Raw genomic sequence first — 26257 nt, 5'->3', positions numbered from 1 at the left:
ACTATGACGAGCGGCGAGAAGAGGGGTCCTGTTGAACTCGGACGGTGAATTGCTGGAGATGGCCTGCCGCCGGATCGTCGATCTGGATCAGCCAGCTTATGTCAAGAACAGCGATCTGCGATACGTCGCCGTCAACGAAGCCTATGCACGCTTTTTTCGGCGCGATCTTGCCGATTTTATCGGCAACCGCAGCCGTGATCTCTTCGACAGCGGCGAGGAAGCCGACCGCGAAGACAAGGAGCGCCGGGCGCTGGTCTTCGGCTCGGAAGAGATGGCGCTATGCTTCGACCCGACGGGCCGCGAGCGTTCCCGCGTGCAGATCGAGAGTTTTTCACCGTCTGAAGATCGTCTTTATGTCTTTGGTATGTTTCTCGATGCGCCGGCCGCGCCATCGCGTTCGCCTACCGATCGGGAAAGCGGCGATATTCCAAGTGACGTCGATGAGATCGGGCTTTACCGCACGATCCTCGAGGATCTGCCGGTTGCCTCTTTCGTGCGGGATGCGAGCCATCGGCTGATCTATTCCAACGAGGCCTATGCGGCGATCACGGGGCTTAGTCGCGCCGAAGTCCTGGGCAAGACCGAACAGGAAATGTTCGAAACCGGCGGCGAGGATTACTTCGCGGAAAACGAGCAGGTGCTGAACGAGGGGCGTGCACTCGAATTCGAAGGCACGGTGATCGATCGGAACCATGTGACGCATCCGATCATGACGCGCGTCAACCGTGTGGTCACCTCGGACGGCAAGCGCTATGCCGTCGGGTCCATGACCGATATTTCCGTGTTGAAGCTGCGCGAGACCGAGTTGATCGAGGCGCAGGCGCATGCCGAAACATTGCATCAGGATTTGGAGAACATACTGCGCTCGATGACGATCGGCGTGATGATCCATGACAACGACTATATCGTGGAATATACCAACGATGCCTTTTACGACATCTGGGAATTCCCGAAGGACGAGCGCTTTGAAGGCCGGTCTTATCGAGACCTTGTCGCCAAACATTTCGAGCTTGGCCGCTACGATACCGATGCCGGCAGTATCGACGATATCTATCAGGCGCGCCTGGAAACCTTCCGCAACGCCGGACCGCATTTCCAGATCGAGATGAACTTTGCCGATGGCAAATCGGTCGTCATGGATGCACGGCGCATTTCGAACGGCCGCACGCTGGTCGCCTATGCAGACATCTCCTCCGTACGCCAGCAAGCCCGCGAGATCAGCGAGGCACGTCTTGCTCTGGAGCGTCTTGGCGAGCTGATGAAGGACGCCACGCGCGCCATGTCGCAGGGACTGCTCATCGTGGAAGACGGCATCGTTATGCTGGCAAACGATGCAGTGAGGGACATGCTGCGCATACCCGCAGATCATCTCGTCGTCGGCAAGCATTGGTCCGTCGCATTCGATCATTGCGCCGTGCGTGGCGATTTCGGCGACAATCCTGAGGTGGTTCGTCGTGCCTGGGGCAGGAGCATGGCGGCGAACAAGCCGGTTTCGGCGGTATTCAAGGTCGCTGGCGAGCGCTGGATGCAGCTCGAAGCGACGATCAGCGAAAGCCGCCGTTGGACAGTCGTGCTGACCGATGTCACCGAGATGAAGGAACGGGAGGCCGAGCTGCAATTGCTGCTTTCACGCAGCGAAGCCGCCGATCGTGCCAAATCCGAATTTCTCGCCAATATGAGCCATGAAATCCGCACGCCGATGAACGGTGTTCTCGGCATGGCGGAGCTTCTGGCCAAGACCGATCTCGATGCCCGGCAGAAGACCTTCGTCGACATCATCGTCAAGTCGGGCAATGCGTTGTTGACGATCATCAACGACATCCTGGATTTCTCGAAGATCGATGCCGGGCAGATGCGGCTGCGCAAAGCTGCCTTCGATCCGGCCGAGGCAGTGGAGGACGTCGCGACGCTCCTGTCGTCCACAGCGGCGGAAAAGAACATCGAGTTGCTGGTGCGCACCGCGCCCGATATGCCGGCCATGGTGCTGGGAGATGCCGGCCGCTTCCGCCAGATCATCACCAATCTCGTCGGCAATGCGGTCAAATTCACCGAGCGCGGCCATGTGTTGGTCGAGGTGGACAGCCGGGCGATCGACAATGGCGAGATCATGTTGACGCTTCGTATCGAGGACACCGGCATCGGTATTCCCGACGAGAAGCTGGATTCGATTTTCGAGAAGTTTTCACAGGTCGACGCTTCTTCGACACGCCGTCACGAGGGCACTGGCCTTGGTCTTGCCATCACCGCCGGGCTCGTCGATCTGTTCGGCGGCTATCTCGAAGTCGAGAGCGAATGGGGCAAGGGTTCGGTCTTTACCGTGCATCTGCCAATGCCGCCGGTGGCCATGCGCAGCGAACCGCGTCCGGTGCCGGTCAACGTCAAGGGCGCCGGGATCCTGGTCGTCGACGATAACGAGATCAACCGCCGGATATTGGCCGAGCAGTTGGCGCAATGGGGTTTTGACGGCTACGCGGCCGAGGATGGCAAGACGGGACTCGCCATCCTCCATGCGGCATTCGACATGGGCGTACCGGTCGATGCCGTGATCCTCGACTATCACATGCCGGACATGAACGGCGATGAAGTCGCGCGTGCCATTCGCGCCGACTCTCGCTTCGACAAGGTGTCGCTGATCTTCCTGACGTCCATGGACGTTGCCGGCAGCGATAAGGAATTCGCGGCACTGAACGGTCAGGCGCATCTGATGAAGCCCGCCCGCGCCAATGTGCTGCGCAACACCATCATCGATGTCGTGCGCACGGCGCGCCGGCAGCGGATGAGCGGCGATGAAATCGCTGCCGTTTCGAAGTCGATCGAGGCCGAAGCGATTGCCGCCATCGATGCTGTCGAGCGCGAAGTTGCGGCAAAGCCGGTCAGCGCTATCGATATCCTGGTTGCCGAGGATAACGAGGTCAACCAGATCGTCTTCACGCAGATTCTGCAGGTTACGGGCCTGCGCTTCCTCGTGGTCCAGAATGGCCAGGAAGCCGTGAACGCCTGGCGGAAGCTTCGGCCATCGCTGATTATGATGGATGTCTCGATGCCGATCATGAATGGCCATCAGGCAACGCGCATGATCCGACACCTGGAAGCCGAGGCAGGGCAGGGCTGGCACGTTCCGATCGTCGGCGTCACCGCACATGCGCTCGATGTCGACCGCGACATGTGTCTGGAAGCGGGCATGGATGACTATATGTCCAAGCCGATCAGCCCCGAACTCTTGGAAGCCAAGGCCCGCCGCTGGCTCGGCGATGCTGTGCTTCAGACCGAGCGCTCCAGCAAGTAAGGCTATTTGACGCCGCAGAGCATTTCGCGTTTTCCCGCAAATCCCTTCCGCCGCTCGACCGTGAAGCCTGCCGCCTGCAGGTTGCGGCGCACGAAACCGGCGGCGGCGTAGGTGGCGAAGGTGCCGCCGGGGACAGTCTTGTCATGGAGGAGCTGCATGAGCTCCGGCGACCACATGTCGCAGTTTCTGGAAGGGGCAAAGCCGTCGAGATACCAGGCGTCGAAGCCCGTTGCAGCTTGGCGCACGCCGTCGATTGCTGTGCCGCAGACGACGCTAAGGCGTGTCTCGGCGTCGAGGGCGAGCGTAACGATGTCGCGCGGTTTTTCCAGCCAGGCGGCGACGAGCGCCTGACGTTCAACATCGATTTCCGGCCAGTGCGACAGTGCGCGGTCGATCTCCTCGGCACGCATCGGATAGAGTTCGAAGGACATGAAATGAAGTTGCGAATCCGGCTTGCGGTGCTGGCGCCATTGCCGCCAGGTCTCGCAGAAATTCAGGCCAGTGCCGAAACCGAGCTCGCCGATCAGGAAGTTTCGTTGCCCATTCCAGCGCGCGGGCAGGCCGTTGCCGGCGAGAAAGACATGGCCGCATTCCAGCCGGCCGTCGGTCTGGCAATAAAAATGGTCGCCAAAGGCGATCGAATAGGGCATATCGCCGTCGCGCCATTCCAGCGCTTGGCTTGCCGCATTGGTCTTCGCCGCGGGCGTCTGATCGGAAACTGGATCTGTCATGGAAAGAGCCGATAATCCTCCGGGGCTTGCCGGTCAATCATCCGCCGAACTATTGATCGTCGGCGGCGGCATCATGGGCCTTTGGGCGGCGGTGCATGCGGAGCGCCTGGGCGTCGAAGCTCTGCTCGTCGACGCCGGTCGGCTGGGGCAGGGGGCAAGCGGCGGCCTACTGGGCGCACTGATGCCGCATATGCCGGATAAATGGTCTGAGAAGAAGCAGTTCCAGTTCGATGCGCTCGTGTCCTTGGAGGACGAAATTGCGGAACTTGAGGCAGTAACCGGGCTTTCCGCCGGATACCGCCGTTCCGGCCGGCTGATGCCATTGCCGAAGCCGCATCTCCGCAAGATCGCCTTCGGCCATTCGCAGGATGCCGAAGCGCATTGGTATCATGGCGAGCGACGATTTCATTGGAATGTGCTCGACGCCGCGCCGGTAGAAGGTTGGATCGATCCGGCCGCCGGCGAAAGCGGATTCGTCTTCGACACGCTCGCCGCCCGCGTCGCGCCGCGCGCCTTCCTGAGAGTTCTTGCCGGCTTTGCTGGGAAGGCGAAGCATGTTCGGCTTGCCGAAGGTCTGGAAATCGAGAGCATCGATCCGGATCGTGGTACCGCTACGACACGAGAAGGCATTATTAATTTCCGCCGTTGCATCCTCTCTGCCGGGCATCGCTCCTTTCCGGTGCTGGATGGATTGACGCCCGGACGTCATTCTCCCCTCGGCCAGGCGGTTAAAGGGCAGGCGGCGCTGCTGAAGGCGGATGTCGATGCCGGCCTGCCGGTGATTTTCCGCGATGGGCTTTATATTGTTCCGCATGAGGGCGGATTGGTAGCTGTCGGCAGTACGAGCGAGAATCGCTTCGACGATCCGATGTCGACGGATCACCAGTTGGACGACCTGCTGACTGCTGCGCGGATGATGGCGCCGGCGCTGGCGGATGCCGAAGTGGTCGAACGTTGGGCCGGTTTGCGGCCGAAGGCGATCGATCGGGATCCCATGGTGGGAGCGCATCCGGACCATTCGCGGCTCATAGCGCTGACCGGCGGCTTCAAGGTCAGCTTCGGTCTGGCGCATCGTTTGGCGGAAGCGGCGGTCCGGGAGGCCATGGAAATTCCCTGCTCCTTCAAGCTACCTGAGGGCTTCGCCCTTTCGCATCACATTATGGTAGCATCACATAAAACGTGAATATAAACACCGCTCAGGTCGTCAATCTGTCACGCAAATCACCTATCTCCTTGCCCGTCGGCTGCCGGTTGGATCGGTCGGCCGGTTTTTTGCGCTGGAGGAGAGTTTATGCGCTATGCTGTTTGCTTCACGCCGTCTGCGAGCGATCCGCTGACGCTGGTGGCCGCAAATTGGCTCGGCCGCAATGTCTATTCCGGCGAGATGGTCGATCCGCCCGCCATTCGCGGGCTGGGCATTCACGAAGTCGCCTTCCATACCGCCGTGCCGCGTCGTTACGGCTTCAACGGTATCTTGAAAGCACCGTTCCGCCTGGCGGAGGATATGTCCGAGGCAGCACTTTTGCGCGATCTTATGCGTTTTTCCGGTACCGTGACGCCGTTCGAGATTCCACGGATGGAAGTTGCGCGCCTCGGCGGTGCATTCGGCCTGGTGCCGTCAGAACCATCTCAGCAAATGCATTTCCTGGCCGCGTCGTTGATCCAGGCCTTCGATCACTATCGCGCGCCGCTGACCGAAGCAGAAATCGAACGCAGCGATCCTGACGGCCTCTCGGCAGCGCAATTCGCCAATCTGCACCGCTGGGGTCATCCCCATGTCATGGATGAATTCCGCTTCCAGATGATGTTGACCGGCACGGTCAGTCCCGCCGATATGCCGCGGATGGAGCGGGTATTGCGGGATTTCTTCGAGCCGGTGCTTGCCGAGCCGATGCCGGTGTCGAACATCGCGCTGATGGTGGAGGAGGGTGCAGGCGGGCCGTTCCGGGTGCACTCGCTGCATCCGATGGGCAAGGTCAGCGCCCGCAAGATCGCCTGAGGCTCCTCGCTGAACGGAAAGTGGGTTTCGCACTTTCCGTCTCGACTTTCCGGCCATGAATGCTACCGTCTCGACATAGTTGAGAAGGTGCTTTGATGTCCGATACCTATCCCCGCAATCTCATCGGCTATGGCCGTAATACACCCGATCCGAAATGGCCGGGCGATGCCCGCATCGCGGTGCAGTTTGTGATCAACTACGAAGAGGGCGGAGAAAGTTGCATTCTCGATGGCGATCCCGCATCGGAGAACCTGCTCTCGGAAATCGTCGGTGCAGCGCCGTGGCCGAATCAGCGCAGTCTCAACATGGAATCGATCTATGAATATGGTTCGCGCGCCGGTTTCTGGCGGCTGTGGCGCATGTTCACCGAACTCAAAGTCCAGGCAACCGTCTACGGTGTAACGCTCGCCATGGCGCGCAATCCGGAAGCCGTGGCCGCCATGAAGGAGGCCGGTTGGGAGATTGCGAGCCATGGCTACCGCTGGCTGGAATATAAGGATTTTGCCGAGGATCTGGAGCGCAAGCACATTCTCGAGGCCGTGCGCCTGCATACCGAGCTGACCGGCGAGCGGCCCTACGGCATGTATCAAGGCAAGCCTTCTGACAATACATTGCGGCTGGTGATGGAGGAGGGCGGCTTCCTCTATTCGTCGGATTCCTATGCCGACGATCTGCCTTATTGGGTCGATAGCATCCAGGGTAAGCCCTTTCTGATCATCCCCTATACGCTCGAAACCAACGATATGCGCTTCGCCACACCGCAGGGCTTCAACTCCGGCGATCAGTTCTTCACCTACCTCAAGGATGCCTTCGACACGCTCTATGAAGAGGGCAAGCAGGGCAGCCCGAAGATGATGTCGGTCGGCCTTCATTGCCGCCTGGTTGGCCGGCCGGGTCGCGCAGCGGCGCTCAGGCGCTTCATCGAATATGTGCTGAAGCACGACAAGGTCTGGATACCCAAGCGCATCGACATCGCCAATCATTGGCACCAGCATCACCTTCCCGTGGGCGCACCCTAAGATGATATCGCGTGATGATTTCGTGGCGCGCTTCGGCGGCGTCTTCGAGCACTCTCCGTTCATTGCCGAACGCGCTTATGATGCCGGCAAGATTGCCGAGCCTTTGACATCGGGCGGAGTCCATGGCGCGCTGGCTGCCATCTTCCGCTCCGCCAGCGCCGACGAGCGGCTTGGCGTTTTGCGCGCACATCCCGACCTCGCCGGTAGGCTGGCAATTGCCGGTGAGCTTACCGAAGACAGCCGCAAGGAACAGGCAGGCGCCGGCCTTGACCGGCTGACGCCGGCCGAGCATGCCCGCTTCACCGAGCTCAATACGGCCTACGTGGCAAAATTCGGCTTTCCCTTTATCATTGCGGTCAAGGGACTCGGCAAAGACGACATTCTTGCCGCCTTCGAAACACGGATCGGCAATGACCGGGACGCGGAATTTGCGACCGCGACGGCGCAGGTAGAGAAGATCGCCCTGCTGCGGCTGCAATCCATGCTTCCTGAAAGCTGATATGAGGCCTATGCGCTATTTTTCGGTCCGTTGATGGCTTAGCATCCGCTTGGTAGGCGTTGTTATGAGGCTTTGGAAAGCATTGGATAGAAGAACTGGAAGCAGACGGCCGATCGGTAAAGCCAAGAGGCGTTTCACCACGAAGAAACTCGGCATTGTCGATGAAGTGAAGCTGGTATGAGTTTGGATCGGCTGATCATTTACCTCGAGCGCATGCAGCGGGCTGCATCCGAAATTGATCAATTTCTTCAAGGAATCGATCAAGCCGTGTTTTTCAAGAATATTGAAAAGCAGCGCGCCATCGGCATGAACCTCATGTTGATCGGTGAGGCGGCTGCGCGCATTGCGGAGCACTATCCGGAGTTTGTCGTTGACCATCCGGAGATGCCTTGGGAGATGATGCGCGACTTCAGGAATCGGATTACGCAAGAATATTTCGACATGGAATTGACGACCCTATGGGACCTCACGCAGAAATCTCTTCCGGAGTTGGTCCTGCAACTAGAGTCCACTCGCCATTGGCGTGCGGAAGGCGAATGATCATTCAATGACACAGCATCTAGACATCCACCCTTTGACAAAAACTGCATTTGCGCCGTTCGGCGATGTGATCGAGGCTGATCCGGCAACGATGCGGTACATCAATGGCGGCACGACGGAGCGGTTTCATGCGCTTTCAAGCGCGGAGGCCGTTGGCGATGGAGCGCGGGTCATCATCAATCTGTTCCGCGGCCAGCCGCGTGCCTTTCCCTTCTCGATCGACATGATGGAACGCCATCCCTTCGGCAGCCAGTGTTTCGTGCCGCTGAACGACCGGCCATTCCTCGTCGTCGTCGCTCAGGATGAAGGCGGCAAGCCCGGCCGGCCGCAAGTATTCCTGGCGCGAGGCGATCAAGGCGTGAACTACCGGATCAACGTCTGGCACTATCCCCTCATGACCCTCGGTGAGCGGAGCGATTTCCTCATCGTGGACCGAGACGGGCCTGGAAATAATCTCGAGGAATATTTCTTCGACACCCCCTTCATCATCGGAGCGCCGACGCTATGACCGGACTGACCACCCACGTGCTCGACACTGCCCTCGGCAAGCCCGCCGAGGGCCTGACGATCGATCTTTTCAAGATCGAAGGTGAGACGCGGAGGCATTTGAAAACGGTCACGACCAATTCGGATGGGCGCGTCGACGGCGGGCCGATCCTGATCGGCGACAGTTTTGTCGCCGGCACCTATGAGCTGCTCTTCCGCGCCGGCGACTATCTGCGCGCAACCGGGGCCAAGCTGCCCGAGCCGGCGTTCCTCGATCTCGTGCCGATCCGTTTCGGCATTGCCGACACGACGGCGCATTATCATGTGCCGCTGCTGATCTCGCCATACGGCTATTCCACCTATCGCGGGAGCTGAGATTTGCGTTTTGCCGCGATTGCAGATGTGCATGGCAATCATCTGGCGCTGGAGGCGGTGCTTGCGGATATCCGTAAGCAGGGTATCACCGACATCGTCAATCTCGGTGACTGCTTTAGCGGACCGCTGACGGCGGGAAAGACGGCGGACATTCTGCTTGCACTCGATGCCGTGACGGTTCGCGGCAACCATGATCGGTATTTGATCGAACAGATGCCGGAGCAGATGCATGCTTCGGACGGTGCGGCCCATGCGGAACTGGCCGAGCGTCATCTCGATTGGCTGCGGACCTTGCCCTTCAGTGCCGTCTATAGGGATGAGGCCTATCTTTGCCATGCCACACCGGCGGCCGATTACATCTATTGGCTCGAATCCGTCTCGGCAGACGGCCATATTCACCAGAAGCCGCTCAAGGAAATCGAAGCACTGGCCGCCGGCATCGATTTCCCGCTGATCCTCTGTGGACATACTCATATTCCGCGTCTTGTCAGGCTTTCCGATGGCCGTCTCATCGTCAATCCCGGCAGCGTCGGCTGTCCCGCCTATGACGACGATCTGCCTCATTATCATAAGGTAGAAGCCGGCCATCCCTTCGCCTCCTATGCCATTCTGGAAAAGGTCGAAGGCGTGTGGCTGCCAATATTCCGACAGGTCGCTTACGATCACATGGCGATGGCGAAGCTGGCGGCGCAGAATGGCCGCATGGAATGGGCCAGCGGTCTGGCGACGGGTTGGTTGTGCTAAAGATCGGCCAGAATGGTGCGATCCACCGTTTTGATATCTCGCTTGCCGCAGAGCGCCATGGAGATATCCAATTCCTTACGGATGATCTCAAGCGCGAGCGTGACGCCTTCCTTACCCATGGCGCCCAGGCCATAGAGGAAGGGGCGTCCGATGAAGGTGCCCTTGGCGCCGAGGGCCACGGCCTTCAATACATCCTGGCCGGAGCGGATGCCGCCATCCATATGCACCTCGATCTTGTCGCCGACTGCATCGACGATGGCAGGCAGCATGCTGATGGAGGAGGGGGCGCCGTCAAGCTGACGGCCGCCATGATTGGAAACGATGATCGCGTCCGCGCCGGTGGCGACGGCCGCCTTCGCATCCTCGACATCGAGAATGCCCTTGATGATCAGCGGCCCGCCCCAGCGCTCCTTGATCCAGCCGACATCGCTCCATGAAAGCTTGGTGTCGAACTGCGAATGCGTCCAGTGCGCCAGCGTCGTCATGTCGGAGATATCCTTGGCATGAGCGATGATATTGCCGAAGGAATGACGCTTGGTCTTTAGCATGCCCATGCACCAGCCCGGGCGCGTCGCCATCTGCCACAGATTTTTCGCCGTGAATTTCGGTGGCGCCGAAAGTCCGTTGCGGATGTCGTTATGCCGCTGACCGAGGATCTGCAGGTCGGCCGTCAGCACGAGCGCAGAGCATCTCGCTGCCTTGGCGCGATGGATCAGATTCAGGACGAAATCGCGGTCCTTCATGACGTAAAGCTGGAACCAGAAGGGCTGCTTCGTGACCGAGGCGATGTCCTCGATCGAGCATATACTCATCGTCGACAGCGTGAAGGGAATGCCGAATTCCTCCGCCGCGCGCGCCGCCAGCATCTCGCCATCGGCATGCTGCATACCGGTGAGGCCCGTCGGCGCCAGTGCCACCGGCATGGCAGCCTTCTGGCCGACCATCGTGGTGGCGAGCGACCGGTCGGACATATCGACGAGGACGCGCTGACGCAGCTTGATCTTCTTAAAATCCGCCTCGTTCGCCTCATAGGTCGTTTCCGTCCACGAGCCGGAATCGGCATATTGAAAGAACATCTTCGGGACGCGCCGCTCCGCGAGCTTTTTCAGTTCGGCAATGGTGAGCGGCGCGGTCATGGCTGTTGGTCCTCTGGGCGGTTACATTGCGGTGAGGTGGGATCGCCTTATTGGAGGATCGATTTCATCGGCTTTCCAGCGACATAGGTTTCAATGACGGCCCGATCATCCCCCATGGTCTGCAACAGGAAGAGCTCCTCGGTCAGGCTCCTCACCACTTCCATCTTCAGCGCCATCGCCGGCGTTGCCGAGGCGTTGAGGATCACGAGGTCGGCGTCGGTGCCGGGGTCGAGAGTACCGATCTTGTCGGCCAGCGACAGGGCCTCGGCGTTGCCAAGGGTCATGTAATAATAGCTTTCCAGCGGGTTCAGCCGTTCGCCGAGAAGCTGCTGGATCTTGTAGGCCTCGTCCATCGTGCGCAGCATCGAATAGCTGGAGCCACCGCCGATATCGGTGGCGACGCCGATGCGGACAGGCTTTTCGCGACGAGCGAGCGCTTTCAGCGGGAAAAGGCCGGAGCCGAGGAAGAGGTTGGAGGTCGGGCAGTGGACGGCGATGGCGCCGGCTTCGCTCATAGCGTCGGCTTCGCGCTCGGAAAGGTGGATCGCGTGGCCGAACAGGCTCTTGTGGCCGAGCAGGCCGTAGCGCGCATAGATATCGGTATAGTCGATCGCTTCCGGATAGAGCTCGCAGGTAAACTTGATTTCGTCGTCGTTCTCGGACAAGTGCGTCTGAATATGCAGATCCGGGAATTCGCGCGCGAGTGCGGCGGTCGCCTCCATCTGCTCGGGCGTCGAGGTAATGGCGAAGCGCGGCGTGATGGCGACGTGATTGCGGCCCTTGCCATGCCAGTCGGCGATGACCTGCCTGGTCTCATCGTAGCCCATCTGCGGTGTGTCGAGCAGGCCTTGCGGCGCATTGCGGTCCATCATCACCTTGCCGCCGACCATGCACATGTTGCGACGCATGGCCTCGGCAAAATAAGCATCTGCGGAAGTCTTGTGCACGGAGCAATAGGCAACTGCCGTCGTCGTACCGTGACGGATCAGCTCGTCGTAGAAATGGGCGGCGATGCGCTTAGCATGGGCACTTTCGACAAAGCGGCATTCCTCGGGGAAGGTATAGGTGTTCAGCCATTCCAGCAGGTTTGGGGCATAGGAAGCGATGACCTGCATCTGCGGAAAATGCAGGTGCATGTCGATGAAGCCCGGCAGGATCAGGTGCGGCCGATGGTCGACTTCGGCGGCGTTTGCGGGCGCTTTCGCCTTGACCTCCGCATAGGGACCGACGGCAGCGATGATGCCATTTTCGATCAGCAGACCACCATCGCTCTCATACGAATAGCTGTCCGTGTCGTTCAGGCTCTGCGGCGCGCGCTTGAAGGAGAGCAGGCGGCCGCGCAAAAGGGTAATCATTGGTCTTTTTCTCCGACGGAGCTTTCGAACCAGGCGACCAGCAGCTTGCGTTCCTCCGGTGTCACATCGGTGACGTTGCCGGGAGGCATGGCGTGGCTGCGGCCGGCCTGAATATAGATCTCGCGGGCATGCATAGCGATTTCCGCGTCGTTTTCCAGCATCACTTCCTTCGGTGCGCGCGCAATGCCCTCAAAAGCGGGTTCGGCGGCATGGCACATCGAACAGCGCGTCGAGATCATCTGCTTTACCGCCGGAAAGTGTGCATCCGACGCGAACTGCTGGAACGCGGGTGCGACGGCGTTGGCATCCTTCTCACCGGTCAGAATCTTCGGCACGGTCGAAAGCCAAATGATGAGAATGAAGAGGATGAAGGTGGCGATCCAGGTCCAGGTCGGCCGACCCTTGCGGGCATGGATCGTGTTGAACCAGTGACGAATGGTGACGCCCATGAGGAACACCAGCGCTGCGATGATCCAGTTATAGGCGGTGCCGAAGGCCAGCGGATAATGGTTCGATAGCATGAAGAAGATGACCGGCAGCGTCAGGTAGTTGTTGTGTAGCGAGCGCTGCTTGGCGATGCGGCCATATTTCGGGTCCGGCGTTCGTCCGGCGATGAGATCGGCGACGACGATCTTCTGGTTGGGGATGATGATCATGAAAACATTGGCCGACATGATCGTCGCCGTGAAGGCGCCGAGATGCAGGAAGGCGGCGCGGCCAGTGAAGAGATGCGTATAGCCCCAGGCCATGAAGACGAGGACGGCGTAGAGCACCGCCATCAGGCTCCAGGTAGTGTTGCCGAGCGGCGACTTGCAGAGCAGGTCGTAGACGATCCAGCCACCGACAAGTGAAGCCAGTGAAATCAGGATGGCGACGGGAACGCTGACATCGAGCACGTGCCGGTCGATGAGGAAGAGATTGGCGCCGCCGTAATAGACGATGCAGAGCATCAGGAAGCCGGAAAGCCAGGTGAAATAGCTCTCATATTTGAACCAGGTCAGGTGCTCGGGCATCGTGGCCGGCGCCACCAGATATTTCTGGATGTGATAGAAGCCGCCGCCATGCACCTGCCATTCCTCGCCATAGGCGCCGGGCGGAAGATGCGGGCGCTTCACCAGCCCGAGATCGAGCGCAATGAAATAAAAGGACGAGCCGATCCAGGCAATAGCGGTTATGACGTGAAACCAGCGGGCAGCAAAAGCCAGCCATTCCCACGCGATGGCGTATTCATACATTCAGGTCCCCTTTTCTTCCTCCGACTCGACACCTTGCAAAATGTTGGGCGTCGAGGGAAGCGGAGTTTGATCGAGGGACTGCTTTTCGTGTCATCACACACTTCCGTGACCGATATGCGGCCGCTCTTGCCGAGCGCTGACTTCGACATAGATCAAAATCGGACGCTTTTTTAGCGCCGTCGGCGATAGGCGGGCAGCGGAGCCCACGGTTCGCCGCATCGTCGGAGATTTGCCCATGCGTGGTATACTGGCGTTTGCACTATTCCTTCTTGCAACTTCCGCCATGGCGCACGACGCGCCCTCCGGCTGGTCCTACGATCCTTATTGTTGTAATGGCGACAGCAAGACCGGCGATTGCGAGATGATCCCGTCGCGAACCGTAACCGTTATCCCCGGCGGCTATCGGATTACGCTCTATCCCGGCGATCATCGCTATGTGACGCACGCCCATATCTTCACGCTGCCACAGCGCAAGACGATGCGTTCGCCGGATGGAGCCTATCATCTCTGTCTGTTTCCGGACGAGAACACGCCGCGCTGCTTCTATGCGCCGGATATGTCTTATTAGGTGACGCTCACTCCAGCGGCATGCCGAACTCGCCGAGTATCCAATTCCGGAAAACACGGATTCGCGGCGTGTGACGTCTGCTTTCGGGATAGGCAAGCCAATAGTTCGAGCCATCGTTGCAGAGAATATCGAAGGGCTGGATAAGCCGGCCGGCGGCGAGGTCGTCGGCATAGAATTCAGGGGTCAGGACGGCGACGCCCTGTCCGGCGATGGCGGCACTTGCTTCGAAGGATTGTGCCCCAAGCCGGCTTCTCGGTCGATCTTGCAGGCCGGGGTCTGGAACGCCGGCTGCTTCGAACCATTGTACCCACCACGGGTCGCCGGCATCGATGATCCGAAGTTTGAGGAGATCGGCCGGCGTATGAACGCCGCCGATACTGGCCGCCAATGCCGGGCTCAGCATTGGCGTGAAGTTCATTTTCATCAAAAGATGTGCGCGCAGCCCCGGCCAATTTCCGCGCCCGTTGCGAATGGCGATATCCGAAGGCTCACGAGAGAAATCGATGAGCGCGTCCGATGTGGCAAGCCGCACCGCGACATTCGGATGCTGCAATTGAAACGAGCCGAGGTGGCGGGCAAGCCATTGTGAAGCGAAGGTCGGCGTCGAGTGAATGAGGAGCGTGGTTTCGGCATCGCTGCTGACAGAAGCCATCGCCTCATGCAGCATGCTAAAGGCTTCGCTTACCTTCGGCGCCAATCGTTGGCCTGCGTCGGTCAACTCGATCTGGCGCGGCCGCCGCAGGAACAGCGGCTCGCCGACGTTCTCCTCCAGAAGCTTGATCTGATAGCTGACGGCTGTCTGCGTCATGCCGAGCTCTTTGCCTGCGCGCGTGAAGCTGCCGTGCCGGGCAGCGGCCTCGAAGACCCGCAGCGCATTCAGAGGGAACTGTTTCGAGAGCTTCATGGATAAGTTCTCTTCATGTGTGCAGACGATTGTTCGATTGGAAATTCAGCATTTTCCCCGGCAAACTGCAATCCACATCATCGATTGAATTGAGGTACTGTCATGGATTGCTATGCCGTCGAACAGACGAACGCCAGGCCGTCAGCCTTGGCCCGCGTGTTGGAAACAGCGGCGCAGATATTCATAAGAGGTTGGGAACCTTCGCCCCGCCTGGATCTGGATGAAATGCCCGATCGGCTCAAGCGCGATCTCGGATTTCTGGACGGGCGCGAGCCGCGTTACGAGGACGATCGCATGGCATAGGTCGCGAAGGCCGTCAGCAGCTCGGCTGCCGTCATGGCGGCGATGACTTCCGGGCGCTTGTCCTTCACTGCGGCGCCGCCGATCGGCAGCGTCAGCCGCTCGATCAAGGCCTTATCGCCGCCTTCGCGGCTCAGCCAATGGGAGAAAGTGGCGCGCTTCGTCGCCGAGCCGATCATGCCGACATAGGCGAGATCGGAGCGAGCGAGCGCTTCCTGGGCGATCAGGAAATCCAGGGCGTGATCATGGGTCAAGATGACGACGGCTGAGCCGGCTGGAATATCCCGCACCAGCGCCTCCGGCATTGGCGAAAGCACAGTCTTCGTCTCTGCCGGCAAGTTTGCCAATTCCTCTTTCCGCGTCTCGATCACCGTCACGGAAAGCGGCAGGGGTGCTAGCGCGGCGGCGAGCGCGTGCCCGACATGGCCCGCGCCGAAGAGATAGGTCTCCGGCCGATGCTCTGCCTCGCTGGCCTGTTTGGCTTCGAGCTCTTTAAGCAATTGTGCCGTCATCTTCTGGAAGCGCAGTTGCGTGCGACCGCCGCAGCATTGGCCGATCTCCGGCCCGAGCGGTATGTCCATCATATCAACGCCCTTGCCTGTCAGCAATTCGCGGGCGTTCTGGATCGCCAAAAATTCGAGCTGCCCGCCGCCGATCGTGCCCCAGATGGCATTTTCGGAAACGAGCATGAAGGCCCCAGCTTCGCGTGGCGTCGAGCCCTGCGTTCCAACGATCTCGATGAGGATGGAGGAGGGGCGTGTCGCGAGAAATGCGTGGAAGTCGCTCCTGGGTATGACACCGGAAAGCACTTCGCGGACCGCCATGTCACATCCCCTTCAGCCGCTCGACTGCCATCAGCACCCGTTCCGGCGTTGCCGGCGCGTCGAGCCGCGGGCAGATGCGGTAGTCCGCGACGCTTGCGACGGCCATGGATAGAGCTTCGAGAACCGAGATGCTGAGCATGAAGGGCGGTTCGCCGACTGCCTTGGAGCGGCCGATGGTCGCCTCGGCATTTTCAGACCATTCGGCGAGGCGGACATTGAATATCTTCGGCCGATCCGAAGCGAGCGGGATCTTGTAGGTCGAAGGCGCATGCGTGCGCAGCCGGCCCTTATTGTCCCACCAAAGTTCTTCGGTGGTCAGCCAACCCATGCCCTGCACGAAGGCGCCTTCGACCTGACCGATATCGATCGCCGGGTTCAGCGACCGGCCGACATCGTGGAGGATATCGGTACGGTCTACCAGATATTCGCCGGTCAGCGTATCGATCGACACTTCCGAGCAGGCGGCGCCATAAGAGAAATAATAGAACGGCGTGCCGCGGCCGGCCTTGCGGTCCCAATGGATTTTCGGCGTCTTGTAGAAGCCGGCGGCGGAAAGCTGCACACGGGCGAAATAGGCTTGCTTGATGAAATCCGGGAAGGGAATTTCCATGTCGCCGACCCGCACCCGGTTCGGCAGGAACTGTATCTCTTCGGCAGCGACGCCCCATTTCTCGACAGCAAAGGCAACCAGCCGGTCCTTGATTTGCCGCGCGGCGTCAAATGCCGCCATGCCGTTAAGGTCGGAGCCGGAGGAGGCTGCGGTCGCCGAGGTGTTCGGGACCTTGCCGGTGGTGGTGGCCGTGATCTTCACCCGGTCGACATCCACCTGGAAACTGTCGGCCAAAACCTGCGCCACCTTGGTATAGAGGCCCTGGCCCATTTCCGTGCCGCCATGGTTCAGATGGATGGAGCCGTCCTGATAGATGTGCACCAGCGCGCCGGCCTGGTTGAAGGCGGTCATGGTGAAGGAGATGCCGAATTTCACCGGCGTCAGCGCGATACCCTTGCGGATGAAGCGGCTGGAGCGGTTGAACTCGATGATGGCGTTGCGCCGCGCCTGGTAGTCGGAGGATTCTTCCAGCTCGTCGACGATGCGGTGGATGATGTTGTCCTCCACCTCCTGATGATAGGGCGTCAGCGTGCGGCCTGAGCCCGGCTGGCCGTAGAAATTCGCACGGCGAACTTCCAGCGGGTCCTTGCCCAGCGCATAGGCAATCTCTTCGATAAACCGCTCACCGCCAACCATGCCTTGAGGACCGCCGAAGCCGCGGAAGGCGGTGTTGGAAACCGTGTGGGTCTTCAGCGGTTTCGAGACGAGATGCACATGTGGGTAGAAATAGCTCGAATCCGCATGGAACAATGCGCGGTCGGTGACGGGGCCGGAGAGGTCTGAGGAGAAGCCGCAGCGGGCGGCGTAAGTTGCATCGACGGCATGGATGCGGCCGTCATCGTCGAAGCCGATTTCGTAGTCGACCAGGAAGTCATGGCGTTTGCCGGTGGCTGCCATGTCCTCGTCGCGGTCGGGGCGGAATTTGATGGCGCGACCGAGCTTCTTGGCGGCGATGGCGGCGAGTGCGGCGAACTGGTTGCCCTGCGTTTCCTTGCCGCCGAAGCCGCCGCCCATGCGGCGCACATTGACGGTGACGGCGTTGGACGGAATGTTGAGCACATGGCCGACGATGTGCTGGATCTCACTCGGATGCTGGGTCGACGACCAGACGGTCACTTCATCATCTTCGCCGGGTATTGCCATCGCGATGTGGCTTTCGAGATAGAAATGCTCCTGACCGCCGATGCGCATCTGCGCCTTGATGCGGTGCTTGGCGTTGGCCATCTCGGTTTCCGGCTGGCCGCGCTTCAGCGTCATCGGCTCGTAGACCAAGGGTGCGCCGTTGGCGAGGGCGCCATCGATGTCGCTCCAATGGGGCAAGTCGCGATAGTCGATCTTGGCAAGGCGTGCGGCGCGGCGGGCTGTATCACGGGTCTCTGCGATGACGGCGAAGATCGGCTGGCCGTGAAACTCGACCTTGGTGTCTGCGAGCAGCGGCTCGTCATGCATGCCGTTGAAGCTGGTGTCGTTGACGCCGGGAATGTCCTTAGCTGTGAACACCCAGACCACACCGGGGTAGGCTCTCACGGCGGAGAGGTCGATGCCGACGATGTCCGCATGGGCACGGTCGGAAAGGCCAAGTGCGCCATGCAGCAGGCCAGCAGGTTCCGGCAGGTCGTCGATATAGTCAGCGGCGCCCGTCACGTGCTTGTGTGCCGAATCATGCTTCAGCGCACCATGCATCGAACCGTTGATGACCTTGCGTTCTTCGAAGGTGGATTTATCCATGGTTCAAGCCTCCACCGTTGCGAAACGCTTCAGTTCCTGCGGCGCACCGGCGGTTTCGAGATAAAAGCGAATGAGCAGGTTCTTGGCGGTCAACTGCCGGTATTCGGCGGTGGCGCGCCAGTCGGTGAGCGGCGTGTAATCGGCATCGAAGGCCGAGCGGGCGGCGGTGACCGTCGCCTCCGTCCAGGGTTTGCCGATCAGTTCGGCTTCGACCGTGCGGGCGCGCTTCGGCGTGCCGGCCATGCCGCCGAAGGCGATGCGGATGTCGGCGACGTTGCCGTCCGCATCCAGCGCCAGGTGGAAAGCGCCGCAGAGCGCCGAAATGTCCTCGTCCCGGCGCTTGGAGATCTTGTAGACCGCGAAATGAGTGCCTTCGGTGGGGTAAGGCACGAAAATGCTTTCGACGAATTCGCCGGGATTGCGATCCTGCTTGCCGTAATCGATGAAGAAGTCTTCCAGCGGCAACGTGCGGGTACCGGCAACCGAACGCAGTTTCACGGTCGCGCCGAGCGCGATCAGCGGCGGCGGCGTGTCGCCGATGGGCGATCCGTTGGCGATATTGCCGCCGATCGTCCCCATATTGCGCACCTGCTCGCCGCCGATGCGGTTGATCAGGCTGGCGATTGCCGGAATCTTCTCGGCCATGGCTGCAAACGCCTGGCTGTAAGTAACGCCCGCGCCAATGGTGAGGCCCGTATCTTCGAAGGTGATCTTCTGCAAGTCGGTCAGATGATTGATGAAGACGACCGGGTCGAGCTTGCGCATCTGTTTGGTGACCCAGAGACCGACGTCGGTGGAACCGGCAACGACGGTTGCCTTCGGTTCGTCGGCCAACACTTGCGCAAGGGCCGCGACCGAGCCCGGCACGATCAGGCGATCTTCGCCGGAAGCAATGGTGATGGTATCACCGCCCTGCATGGCCCAGAGCCGGGCGATGATGTCCGCCCTGGTCTTTTCAAGAGGATCGAACAGAGCACTCGGACGCGTCTGACTTACCTGTTCGGCTGCCTTGACGATCGGCTCGTAACCCGTGCAGCGACAGAGATTGCCTTGCAGGGCCTTTTCGATCTGTGCCCGGCTCGGCTTTTCGGTCGAAAGCCACAGGCCGTAAAGCGACATCACGAAACCCGGCGTGCAGAAACCGCATTGCGAGCCATGACAATCGACCATGGCCTGCTGGACCGGGTGCAGCGTGCCGTCCTTGGCGGCCAGATGTTCGACGGTGACGACATGGGTGGCATGCAGCGATCCGACAAAACGGATACAGGCATTGACCGACTCATAGTGCAATCCGCCATCGATCAGCCGGCCGACCAATACGGTGCAGGCGCCGCAGTCGCCTTCTGCGCATCCTTCCTTCGTGCCGGTCAGATGCCGGTTGAGACGCAGAAAATCGAGGAGCGTCTCGGTCGGGCGTAGGCTGGAAAGTGAAATATCCTCGCCGTTGAGGATAAAGCGGATGCTGTCGTTCATGTCGTTCCCAATAATTTGGTCTTTTCAGGCCGGGCAGAGGGCATTACCTGTCCGTGCCTTGGAACGAGATAATGTCTCTTCGAACCATCATCCCGTTCTCTCTGTTCGGTTGAACATGATCTTATGTAAGAACCGCTTCGCGTTTTTTTGAGATCATGCTCGGCCGTTTATGGTTATGCCGCAGTCCAGCCACCGTCAATCGAGACATGCGTGCCGGTGACCTGACGCGCATCGTCGCTGGCAAGATAGATCGACAATGCCGCAATCTCTTCGGCCTTGACGAATTCATGCGTCGGCTGCGCCTTGAGAATGACCTCGTTCTTGACCTGCTCTTCGGTCATGCCACGCGCCTTGGCCGTATCCGGTATCTGCTTTTCGACGAGCGGGGTCAGGACATAGCCGGGGCAGATGGCGTTGACGGTGACGCCGAACTCGGCAAGCTCCAGTGCCGCAGTCTTGGTCAAACCCAGAATACCATGTTTTGCCGCGACATAGGCGGATTTAAAGGGCGAGGCGACGAGGGCGTGGGCCGAGGCGATGTTGATGATGCGGCCGTATTTCTTCGCCTTCATCAGCGGAATGGCGGCGCGCATCGTATGGAACGAGCTCGACAGGTTGATGGCGATGATCTGGTCCCACTTCTCGATCGGAAAGTCCTCGATCTTCTCGACATGCTGGATGCCGGCATTGTTGACGAGGACATCGACGCCGCCGAAGGTCGAATTGGCGGTGGCGATCAGGTCGGCGATATCTGAGGGCTTGGTCATGTCGGCCGGATGGTAGACCACCTTGCCGCCGCCTGAGGTTTCGAGCGTGTTTCTGATGGCATCGATCTCTTCAGGCTTGCCGAAGCCGTTGAGGATGATGTTTTCACCCTTCGCGGCGAAGGCGGTCGCGATGGCGAGGCCGATACCGCTTGTAGAGCCGGTGACAACGACTGTTCTTGCCATGATTTTCTCCTTGGACGGCGCGGCTGCTGTTGCAGCGCAATAGCTGCTCTGAGGTTAGTCTCAAACCGGCGGATATGGCAATCGCATCGCGGCGAGACTCTTTTGCGACAGTTCACTTCATATATTCGCAAGCTGGAATAAAGAATTTTCGTCAAAAAATTTCGTTTTGCTTTCTTTTCACATTCGTTTTGCTGCCGTATTTGTTGTTTTAGGGACCGGAACAATCGGGAGGAGTGCATGAGCGGTTATGTCTTGGCGATCGACCAGGGAACGACGTCGACGCGGGCTATCGTTTTTGACGGCGACATGAAGATTGTCGGCGTCAACCAGAAGGAGTTCACGCAGCACTATCCGAAACCTGGTTGGGTCGAGCATGATCCCGAAGAAATCTGGGCTTCCGTCGTTGCGACCGTCAAAAAAGCGATCGAAGCCGCGGGCATCACTGCAAAGGATATCGCCGCTCTCGGCATCACCAATCAGCGCGAGACGGTCGTGGTGTGGGACCGAGCGACCGGCAAGCCGATCCACAATGCCATCGTTTGGCAAGATCGCCGCACCGCCAGCTATTGCGAGAAGCTGAAGCGACAGGATCTGGAAAAGCTGTTCACCCGCCATACCGGTCTGCTGCTCGATCCCTATTTTTCCGGCACCAAGCTTTCGTGGATGCTGGCCAATGTGAAAGGCGCCCGCGCGCGCGCCGCCAAGGGCGAGCTCTGCTTCGGCACCATCGACACTTTCCTCATCTGGCGGCTGACCGGCGGCAAGAGTTTCGTCACCGATGCGACCAACGCCTCGCGGACGCTGATGTACAATATCGGCAACAATGCGTGGGACGAGGATCTGCTCGATATCCTGCGCGTTCCCGCCGCGATGCTGCCGGAGGTGAAGGACTGCGCGGCCAATTTCGGCGTCACCGATCCATCGATCTTCGGGGCGACAATCCCCATCCTCGGCGTTGCGGGCGACCAGCAAGCGGCGACCATCGGCCAGGCTTGTTTCGAGCGCGGCATGATGAAATCGACCTATGGCACCGGCTGCTTCGCGCTGCTCAACACCGGTACGGATATGGTGCGCTCGAAAAATCGCCTGCTGACCACCATCGCCTATCGGCTGAATGGCGAGACGACCTACGCGCTGGAAGGCTCGATCTTCATCGCCGGCGCGGCCGTGCAATGGCTGCGCGACGGGCTGAAGGCAATCAAGCGCGCCGCCGATTCCGACGGATTGGCGGAAAAAGCCGATCCGATGCAGGAGGTTTATCTCGTGCCGGCCTTCACCGGTCTCGGCGCGCCGCATTGGGATCCGGATGCGCGCGGTGCGATCTTCGGGCTGACGCGCAATACCGGCCCGGAAGAAATCGTTCGCGCTGCGCTGGAGGCGGTCTGCTATCAGTCGCGCGACCTGCTGGATGCTATGCACAAGGATTGGAAGAATGGCAGCGGCACGGATACAGTGCTGCGCGTCGACGGCGGCATGGTCGCCTCCGACTGGACGATGCAGCGGCTCGCCGACCTTCTCGATGCGCCCGTCGACCGTCCCACCATCCTGGAAACCACCGCACTCGGCGCCGCCTGGCTTGCCGGCAGCCGCGCCGGTGTCTGGCCGGACCGCAAGAGCTTTGCCAAGGCCTGGGCCCGCGACCGGCGTTTCGAGCCCGATATGGACGAGAAGACGCGAAGCGTGAAGCTCAAAGGATGGAAGAAGGCGGTGGCGCGTACGTTGAGTGCTGGGTGAAGGCGGCAGAAGCCAGTCGATAGATCACCTAAGGTTTGATTATGTAAGATATTTTTATTTTCCTAATGTAGATCGAAGCGGCGATAGTGCGCCCTTCGAATGGGGACTGGATTCGACTGTTTTCCGATGAAAGCCTTTCGCGGACATCAAGGCGGGGCATGGCTGCTAATTTTACGGAATTGAAGAGACACCTTTATCGGAGCGTCAAATACTGGCTTTGCCGACCGAAGCCACCGACGCTTGCCGAGCCTTTTTCCGGACCCGTTCTCGTGGTCGGATCGGCGCCGGTGTCGCACAAGCCCGCGGATTTCGACGAGACCTTCAAGGTCATCACCATCAATGGCTCTCAGGTCGTCACCAAGGCATGGGGCGTTGAAGTGCCGGATGTCTCGTTCGTCCAGTTCAACCAGATCGAGGGGACGAATACGAACGCCGTCGAAGTGCGCCGCGTCCTCAATGGCGAGCGCACGAAGAAGCTTTACATTCTGCTCTGGCGAAAGAGCCGCGAGCGACTCGAAGATGGTCTGAAGGCCTTCGACTACCAATACGACGATCTTGAAATCGTCGACCGCTATAAGCGCATGGCGCTTCTCGACCGGATCGGCGGCGTAAAATGCAGCGAACTGGGTGCGGACGACAAATGTTCGAACGGCGTCAATGCGGTACTTTTTGCGCTCTATAACGGCGCAACGGCGGTGATCATCACCGGCATCAATCCGGCTTCCGGTGGACACATCTACAATCAGGCAAATCTGGCGCGGCTGCATATTCAAAGGGACAAGGAAATCCTGCTGCGGTTGATGGAGCGGGGTTATCCGGTCTTTACGGCCGATCCAGCCGTATCGGAATCCATCGGCTTGCCTTTGTGGCAAGGTAAGGCGTCGGCCCGGCGGGAGGCGCAAGCCCCCGTGAATGCTGCGCGGGCGGCTGCGAAAGGGGCTGCTCACTTGACTCCATCGCTGCGTTGATCGAGCCATCATTCGTCTTTCCGGCGAATGAGGTCCGTGCAGGCTAACGCCCATTAGCGTTCCATGCCAAAATCCCCGCATGGAATCATCTGATCGTGCCGAAACCGATCGCATCCTGACGCCGCCGCTGCTCCGGCCGGGCGATAAAATCCGCTTCGTTTCGCCCGCAAGCCCGCCCGACAGGGGCCTCATTCTGAAGCAGGTCGAGATACTGAGGGGTTGGGGGCTCGACGTCGATTTCGGCGAACATGCGTTTTGCAAGCACGGCTATCTTGCCGGAACGGATGAGGAGCGGCTGGCGGATTTCAACGCGGCGCTCCGTGATCCTGAGGTTCGGGCGATTTTCGCCACGCGCGGCGGCAAAGGGTCTTACCGTATCGCCGATCGGCTGGATTTCGAGGCTGTCCGGCGTGACCCGAAGTTTCTCGTCGGTTTCAGCGATATCACCATACTGCATCTCAGTCTGTGGACGCACTGCCGCCAAGTTGGTGTCCACGGCGCTCTTTTCGTCAATGACGGCGAACAGGATGTCAGCATCGAAACGTGCGATTCCCTTCGCCGGGTGCTGATGACGTCAGAGGCATCGTGATACGCTCGCGCCTGGAGGAGCCGACATCGGCTCTGACGACCGAGGGCTCAGTCACCGGCCGCTTGATCGGCGGCAATCTCGATATGGTCGCAACGGCCGCCGGCTGGGCCTTGCCGGATCTGCGCGGTGCGATCCTGTTGCTCGAAGCGGTCAACATGTATCGCGGGCAAGTCGACCGACAATTGACGATGTTGCGCAAGGCAGGGCATTTGAACGGTCTGGCAGGCGTTGCGGTTGGACAGTTCACCCGCTTCGAATTCGATCGCCGCTTCTCTGTCATCGATATTCTGCGCGAGCATCTCGATACGCTCGGCGTGCCGGTCCTCGGCGGCTTGCCGCTCGGGCATGGGCGCAGTCCGCTGAACGTCCCGATCGGCGCGGTCGCTGTGCTCAATGCGAAAGCGGGGACGCTGACAGTGCCGCGCGGCGATAGATAGCTTTCTGCCGCGATAATTTTTTGACGCGGCTTGTCGGCGCGGGCGATACTCCCTCGTCTTACATAAGAAGGAGGTCCTCATGCTCTATGCGATCCTATGCTACAACGACGAAGACGCCGTGTTTTCCTGGTCCAAGGAGGAGGAAGACGCGACGATGAACCGGTTGCGGGCGGTGCAGGCGCCGCTTGGCGAAGCCGGCAAGCTCGGCCCGGTCGCGCGGCTGATGCCGACCACGGCGGCAACGACGCTGCGCAAGGGCAAGAACGAACCCCTCATCATCGACGGACCCTTTGCGGAAACGAAGGAGCAATTGCTCGGCTTTTACGTCATCGATTTTGAGACGCTAGACGAAGCAATTGAATTTTCAAAGAAATTGGCTGTCGCCAATCCTGGCGCCGGCTCCTATGAAATTCGCCCGCTTTATGTCTTTAGACCGGGGACGATCGCGACATGACGGACCTCGCCTGGATCGATATCGCATTCACCAATGCCCGGCCGCAGGTGCTCGGCGCGCTACTGCGGTATTTCCGCAATCTCGACATTGCCGAGGAGGCATTTCAGGAAGCTTGCCTTAGAGCACTGAAGACATGGCCGGATAAGGGGCCGCCGCGCGATCCCGTTGCCTGGCTGATTTTCGTCGGCCGCAACAGCGGTATCGACGCGGTGCGCAAGCAGTCAAAGACGCAGGGTTTGCCGGACGAAGAGGTGATCTCCGATACCGGCGATGCCGAAAGCGATCTTGCCGAGCGGCTCGACGGCTCCAACTATCGTGACGATATTCTGCGGCTGCTGTTCATCTGCTGTCATCCGGACCTGCCGGCGACGCAACAGATCGCGCTGGCGCTGCGCGTTGTCTCCGGCCTTTCGGTGACCCAGATCGCCCGTGCCTTCCTCGTCAGCGAAAGTGCTATGGAGCAGCGCATCACCCGCGCCAAGGCGCGCGTTGCCGCGGCCGGCGTACCTTTCGAGACGCCGGGTGCGGTCGAGCGGGCCGAGCGCGTGGCGCTTGTCAGCGCCATGATCTATCTCATCTACAACGAGGGCTATTCCGCCGGCGGACCGGGCCGCGAAGCGTCCGCATTTGCCGATGAGGCTATCCGGTTGGGGCGGCTGTTGCTACGCATCTTTCCGGCGGAGCCTGAGATCATGGGCCTGCTGGCGCTGATGCTGCTGCAGCAATCGCGGAATACCGCCCGTTTCGATTCCGACGGCCAGATCATCCTGCTTGAGGATCAGGACCGGTCCCGCTGGAACCGCCAATTGATCGACGAGGCGCTTGCTCTGCTCGACAAGGCAATCCGCCACCGCCGTCCCGGATCCTATCAGCTTCAGGCGGCCATCGCCGCGCTGCATTCGCGCGCCAAGCGAGCCGAAGATACCGACTGGGCGGAGATCGATCTGCTTTACCAAACACTGGAGCGGCAGCATCCGTCGCCAGTCGTCACGCTGAACCGCGCCGTCGCAGTCGCCAAGCTTAAGGGTCCGGAGGAGGCGCTGACCTTGGTCGAGGCGCTGACGGATAGGCTCGATGCCTATTTTTATTTTCATGGGCTTCGCGGCGGTCTGCTCGCGCAATTGGGTCGGCCGCAGGAGGCGCACGTTGCCTTCGACCGTGCAATCGCGCTTGCCCATTCGCCCGCCGAAGCCGCCCATATCCGTCATCAGCTCGACCGTCTCGGCGCGTCGGCTCCGGCAATCGCAAAATAATCGAAAAATCCGTTCTTCCATGTCGGGAAGAGGCTGCCGTCAGCGTCCTTGAGACACAGG

General features: G+C 60.1%; 26 protein-coding genes. 17 read left to right on the top strand and 9 right to left on the bottom strand.

The features are described from left to right. Positions 1–31: 31 nt before the first annotated feature. A complete protein-coding gene (locus tag QA646_RS11035; RefSeq protein WP_283055504.1) occupies positions 32–3286 on the top strand; it encodes a response regulator in 3255 nt (1084 codons plus the stop codon). Positions 3287–3288: 2 nt separating this feature from the next. On the opposite strand, the gene mnmD is transcribed toward QA646_RS11035, so the two are convergent. Further along, positions 3289–4017, bottom strand: a complete 729-nt coding sequence (mnmD, locus tag QA646_RS11030) for a tRNA (5-methylaminomethyl-2-thiouridine)(34)-methyltransferase MnmD (RefSeq protein ID WP_283055503.1) — start codon at positions 4015–4017, stop codon at positions 3289–3291. Between mnmD and QA646_RS11025 the strand changes: the two genes are divergently transcribed. The 8 genes from QA646_RS11025 (at position 4016) to QA646_RS10990 (ending at position 9679) form a co-directional block, all read left to right on the top strand. Then, the gene (locus tag QA646_RS11025; RefSeq protein ID WP_283055502.1) at positions 4016–5200 is read left to right on the top strand and encodes an FAD-binding oxidoreductase; all 1185 of its coding nucleotides are present in this window, start codon (positions 4016–4018) and stop codon (positions 5198–5200) included. The two genes, mnmD and QA646_RS11025, sit on opposite strands and share 2 nt — an antisense overlap. A gap of 108 nt (positions 5201–5308) precedes the next feature. Beyond that, on the top strand, positions 5309–6016 hold the full coding sequence (locus QA646_RS11020) for a DUF1045 domain-containing protein (protein WP_283055501.1): 708 nt from the start codon (positions 5309–5311) through the stop codon (positions 6014–6016). A gap of 92 nt (positions 6017–6108) precedes the next feature. After that, on the top strand, positions 6109–7035 hold the full coding sequence (gene puuE / locus QA646_RS11015) for an allantoinase PuuE (protein ID WP_283055500.1): 927 nt from the start codon (positions 6109–6111) through the stop codon (positions 7033–7035). A gap of 1 nt (position 7036) precedes the next feature. Beyond that, positions 7037–7534 carry a 2-oxo-4-hydroxy-4-carboxy-5-ureidoimidazoline decarboxylase gene (uraD, locus tag QA646_RS11010; protein WP_283055499.1) on the top strand — a complete coding sequence of 166 codons (498 nt, stop codon included), beginning with the start codon at positions 7037–7039 and terminating at the stop codon, positions 7532–7534. 177 nt (positions 7535–7711) lie between these two features. Further along, positions 7712–8074, top strand: coding sequence for a HepT-like ribonuclease domain-containing protein (locus QA646_RS11005; protein ID WP_283055498.1), 363 nt, complete (start codon positions 7712–7714; stop codon positions 8072–8074). A 7-nt stretch (positions 8075–8081) separates the two neighbouring features. Then, positions 8082–8582, top strand: coding sequence for an ureidoglycolate lyase (locus tag QA646_RS11000; protein WP_283055497.1), 501 nt, complete (start codon positions 8082–8084; stop codon positions 8580–8582). After that, entirely contained in the window at positions 8579–8935 is a 357-nt protein-coding gene (gene uraH, locus QA646_RS10995; RefSeq protein ID WP_283055496.1) for a hydroxyisourate hydrolase, read from the top strand. Before QA646_RS11000 ends, uraH begins: the two co-directional genes overlap by 4 nt. Before the next feature lie 3 nt (positions 8936–8938). Continuing rightward, on the top strand, positions 8939–9679 hold the full coding sequence (locus QA646_RS10990) for a metallophosphoesterase family protein (RefSeq protein WP_283055495.1): 741 nt from the start codon (positions 8939–8941) through the stop codon (positions 9677–9679). On the opposite strand, the gene QA646_RS10985 is transcribed toward QA646_RS10990, so the two are convergent. The 3 genes from QA646_RS10985 to QA646_RS10975 are packed head-to-tail and all read right to left on the bottom strand — an operon-like array spanning position 9676 to position 13405. Then, entirely contained in the window at positions 9676–10815 is a 1140-nt protein-coding gene (locus QA646_RS10985) for an alpha-hydroxy acid oxidase (protein ID WP_283055494.1), read from the bottom strand. The genes QA646_RS10990 and QA646_RS10985 overlap by 4 nt on opposite strands. 47 nt (positions 10816–10862) lie before the next feature. Beyond that, complete coding sequence (gene guaD / locus QA646_RS10980) at positions 10863–12170, bottom strand: guanine deaminase (protein ID WP_283055493.1); 1308 nt, start codon at positions 12168–12170, stop codon at positions 10863–10865. Further along, positions 12167–13405 (bottom strand): urate hydroxylase PuuD, encoded by a 1239-nt coding sequence (locus tag QA646_RS10975; protein WP_283055492.1) that lies wholly within the window; start codon positions 13403–13405, stop codon positions 12167–12169. The genes guaD and QA646_RS10975 overlap by 4 nt, the downstream gene beginning before the upstream one ends. Positions 13406–13640: 235 nt before the next feature. Between QA646_RS10975 and QA646_RS10970 the strand changes: the two genes are divergently transcribed. Further along, positions 13641–13973, top strand: a complete 333-nt coding sequence (locus QA646_RS10970; protein ID WP_283055491.1) for a hypothetical protein — start codon at positions 13641–13643, stop codon at positions 13971–13973. A gap of 7 nt (positions 13974–13980) precedes the next feature. On the opposite strand, the gene QA646_RS10965 is transcribed toward QA646_RS10970, so the two are convergent. Further along, complete coding sequence (locus QA646_RS10965; protein ID WP_283055490.1) at positions 13981–14877, bottom strand: LysR substrate-binding domain-containing protein; 897 nt, start codon at positions 14875–14877, stop codon at positions 13981–13983. Positions 14878–14979: 102 nt separating this feature from the next. On the opposite strand from QA646_RS10965, the gene QA646_RS10960 reads away from it, so the two are divergent. After that, positions 14980–15180, top strand: coding sequence for a hypothetical protein (locus QA646_RS10960; protein WP_283055489.1), 201 nt, complete (start codon positions 14980–14982; stop codon positions 15178–15180). On the opposite strand, the gene xdhC is transcribed toward QA646_RS10960, so the two are convergent. The 4 genes from xdhC to QA646_RS10940 form a co-directional block, all read right to left on the bottom strand. After that, entirely contained in the window at positions 15156–16001 is an 846-nt protein-coding gene (gene xdhC, locus QA646_RS10955) for a xanthine dehydrogenase accessory protein XdhC (RefSeq protein WP_283055488.1), read from the bottom strand. The two genes, QA646_RS10960 and xdhC, sit on opposite strands and share 25 nt — an antisense overlap. Position 16002: 1 nt before the next feature. Further along, on the bottom strand, positions 16003–18339 hold the full coding sequence (xdhB, locus tag QA646_RS10950; protein WP_283055487.1) for a xanthine dehydrogenase molybdopterin binding subunit: 2337 nt from the start codon (positions 18337–18339) through the stop codon (positions 16003–16005). 3 nt (positions 18340–18342) lie between these two features. Then, entirely contained in the window at positions 18343–19812 is a 1470-nt protein-coding gene (xdhA, locus tag QA646_RS10945) for a xanthine dehydrogenase small subunit (protein ID WP_283055486.1), read from the bottom strand. A 173-nt stretch (positions 19813–19985) separates the two neighbouring features. Continuing rightward, entirely contained in the window at positions 19986–20762 is a 777-nt protein-coding gene (locus QA646_RS10940; RefSeq protein ID WP_283055485.1) for a 3-hydroxybutyrate dehydrogenase, read from the bottom strand. A 237-nt stretch (positions 20763–20999) separates the two neighbouring features. Here QA646_RS10940 and glpK point away from each other — a divergent pair, with 237 nt between their 5' ends. The 6 genes from glpK to QA646_RS10910 all read left to right on the top strand — a co-directional run bounded on the left by glpK (position 21000) and on the right by QA646_RS10910 (position 26197). After that, positions 21000–22496, top strand: a complete 1497-nt coding sequence (glpK, locus tag QA646_RS10935; RefSeq protein ID WP_283055484.1) for a glycerol kinase GlpK — start codon at positions 21000–21002, stop codon at positions 22494–22496. A gap of 158 nt (positions 22497–22654) precedes the next feature. Then, on the top strand, positions 22655–23464 hold the full coding sequence (locus tag QA646_RS10930) for a membrane-anchored protein (RefSeq protein ID WP_283055483.1): 810 nt from the start codon (positions 22655–22657) through the stop codon (positions 23462–23464). Positions 23465–23543: 79 nt separating this feature from the next. Next, a complete protein-coding gene (locus tag QA646_RS10925; protein ID WP_283055482.1) occupies positions 23544–24053 on the top strand; it encodes an LD-carboxypeptidase in 510 nt (169 codons plus the stop codon). Next, positions 24050–24490: a hypothetical protein gene (locus tag QA646_RS10920; RefSeq protein ID WP_283055481.1), complete on the top strand. Its 441-nt coding sequence runs from the start codon at positions 24050–24052 to the stop codon at positions 24488–24490. The genes QA646_RS10925 and QA646_RS10920 overlap by 4 nt, the downstream gene beginning before the upstream one ends. 79 nt (positions 24491–24569) lie before the next feature. Next, the gene (locus QA646_RS10915; RefSeq protein ID WP_283055480.1) at positions 24570–24944 is read left to right on the top strand and encodes a YciI family protein; all 375 of its coding nucleotides are present in this window, start codon (positions 24570–24572) and stop codon (positions 24942–24944) included. Then, positions 24941–26197: an RNA polymerase sigma factor gene (locus QA646_RS10910; RefSeq protein WP_283055479.1), complete on the top strand. Its 1257-nt coding sequence runs from the start codon at positions 24941–24943 to the stop codon at positions 26195–26197. The genes QA646_RS10915 and QA646_RS10910 overlap by 4 nt, the downstream gene beginning before the upstream one ends. The last annotated feature ends 60 nt before the right edge of the window (positions 26198–26257 follow it).

It is taken from the genome of Rhizobium sp. CB3090 (assembly GCF_029714285.1).
Lineage (GTDB): Bacteria > Pseudomonadota > Alphaproteobacteria > Rhizobiales > Rhizobiaceae > Rhizobium.
The sequence above is the reverse complement of the archived record's forward strand: the minus strand, read 5'-3'. Positions and strand labels throughout refer to the sequence as shown.

Excerpts from the sequence above, each read along its gene's own strand:
- guaD (WP_283055493.1), bottom strand. The coding sequence starts at position 12,170 with ATGATTACCCTTTTGCGCGGCCGCCTGCTCTCCTTCAAGCGCGCGCCG.
- xdhB (WP_283055487.1), bottom strand. The coding sequence starts at position 18,339 with ATGGATAAATCCACCTTCGAAGAACGCAAGGTCATCAACGGTTCGATG.
- mnmD (WP_283055503.1), bottom strand. The coding sequence starts at position 4,017 with ATGACAGATCCAGTTTCCGATCAGACGCCCGCGGCGAAGACCAATGCG.
- QA646_RS10985 (WP_283055494.1), bottom strand. The coding sequence starts at position 10,815 with ATGACCGCGCCGCTCACCATTGCCGAACTGAAAAAGCTCGCGGAGCGG.
- uraD (WP_283055499.1), top strand. The coding sequence starts at position 7,037 with ATGATATCGCGTGATGATTTCGTGGCGCGCTTCGGCGGCGTCTTCGAG.
- QA646_RS10960 (WP_283055489.1), top strand. The coding sequence starts at position 14,980 with ATGGATTGCTATGCCGTCGAACAGACGAACGCCAGGCCGTCAGCCTTG.
- QA646_RS10970 (WP_283055491.1), top strand. The coding sequence starts at position 13,641 with ATGCGTGGTATACTGGCGTTTGCACTATTCCTTCTTGCAACTTCCGCC.
- xdhA (WP_283055486.1), bottom strand. The coding sequence starts at position 19,812 with ATGAACGACAGCATCCGCTTTATCCTCAACGGCGAGGATATTTCACTT.
- QA646_RS10965 (WP_283055490.1), bottom strand. The coding sequence starts at position 14,877 with ATGAAGCTCTCGAAACAGTTCCCTCTGAATGCGCTGCGGGTCTTCGAG.
- QA646_RS11005 (WP_283055498.1), top strand. The coding sequence starts at position 7,712 with ATGAGTTTGGATCGGCTGATCATTTACCTCGAGCGCATGCAGCGGGCT.
- xdhC (WP_283055488.1), bottom strand. The coding sequence starts at position 16,001 with ATGGCGGTCCGCGAAGTGCTTTCCGGTGTCATACCCAGGAGCGACTTC.
- glpK (WP_283055484.1), top strand. The coding sequence starts at position 21,000 with ATGAGCGGTTATGTCTTGGCGATCGACCAGGGAACGACGTCGACGCGG.
- QA646_RS10910 (WP_283055479.1), top strand. The coding sequence starts at position 24,941 with ATGACGGACCTCGCCTGGATCGATATCGCATTCACCAATGCCCGGCCG.
- QA646_RS10915 (WP_283055480.1), top strand. The coding sequence starts at position 24,570 with ATGCTCTATGCGATCCTATGCTACAACGACGAAGACGCCGTGTTTTCC.
- QA646_RS10940 (WP_283055485.1), bottom strand. The coding sequence starts at position 20,762 with ATGGCAAGAACAGTCGTTGTCACCGGCTCTACAAGCGGTATCGGCCTC.
- QA646_RS11000 (WP_283055497.1), top strand. The coding sequence starts at position 8,082 with ATGACACAGCATCTAGACATCCACCCTTTGACAAAAACTGCATTTGCG.
- QA646_RS11020 (WP_283055501.1), top strand. The coding sequence starts at position 5,309 with ATGCGCTATGCTGTTTGCTTCACGCCGTCTGCGAGCGATCCGCTGACG.
- uraH (WP_283055496.1), top strand. The coding sequence starts at position 8,579 with ATGACCGGACTGACCACCCACGTGCTCGACACTGCCCTCGGCAAGCCC.
- QA646_RS10975 (WP_283055492.1), bottom strand. The coding sequence starts at position 13,405 with ATGTATGAATACGCCATCGCGTGGGAATGGCTGGCTTTTGCTGCCCGC.
- QA646_RS10930 (WP_283055483.1), top strand. The coding sequence starts at position 22,655 with ATGGCTGCTAATTTTACGGAATTGAAGAGACACCTTTATCGGAGCGTC.
- QA646_RS11025 (WP_283055502.1), top strand. The coding sequence starts at position 4,016 with ATGGAAAGAGCCGATAATCCTCCGGGGCTTGCCGGTCAATCATCCGCC.
- QA646_RS10925 (WP_283055482.1), top strand. The coding sequence starts at position 23,544 with ATGGAATCATCTGATCGTGCCGAAACCGATCGCATCCTGACGCCGCCG.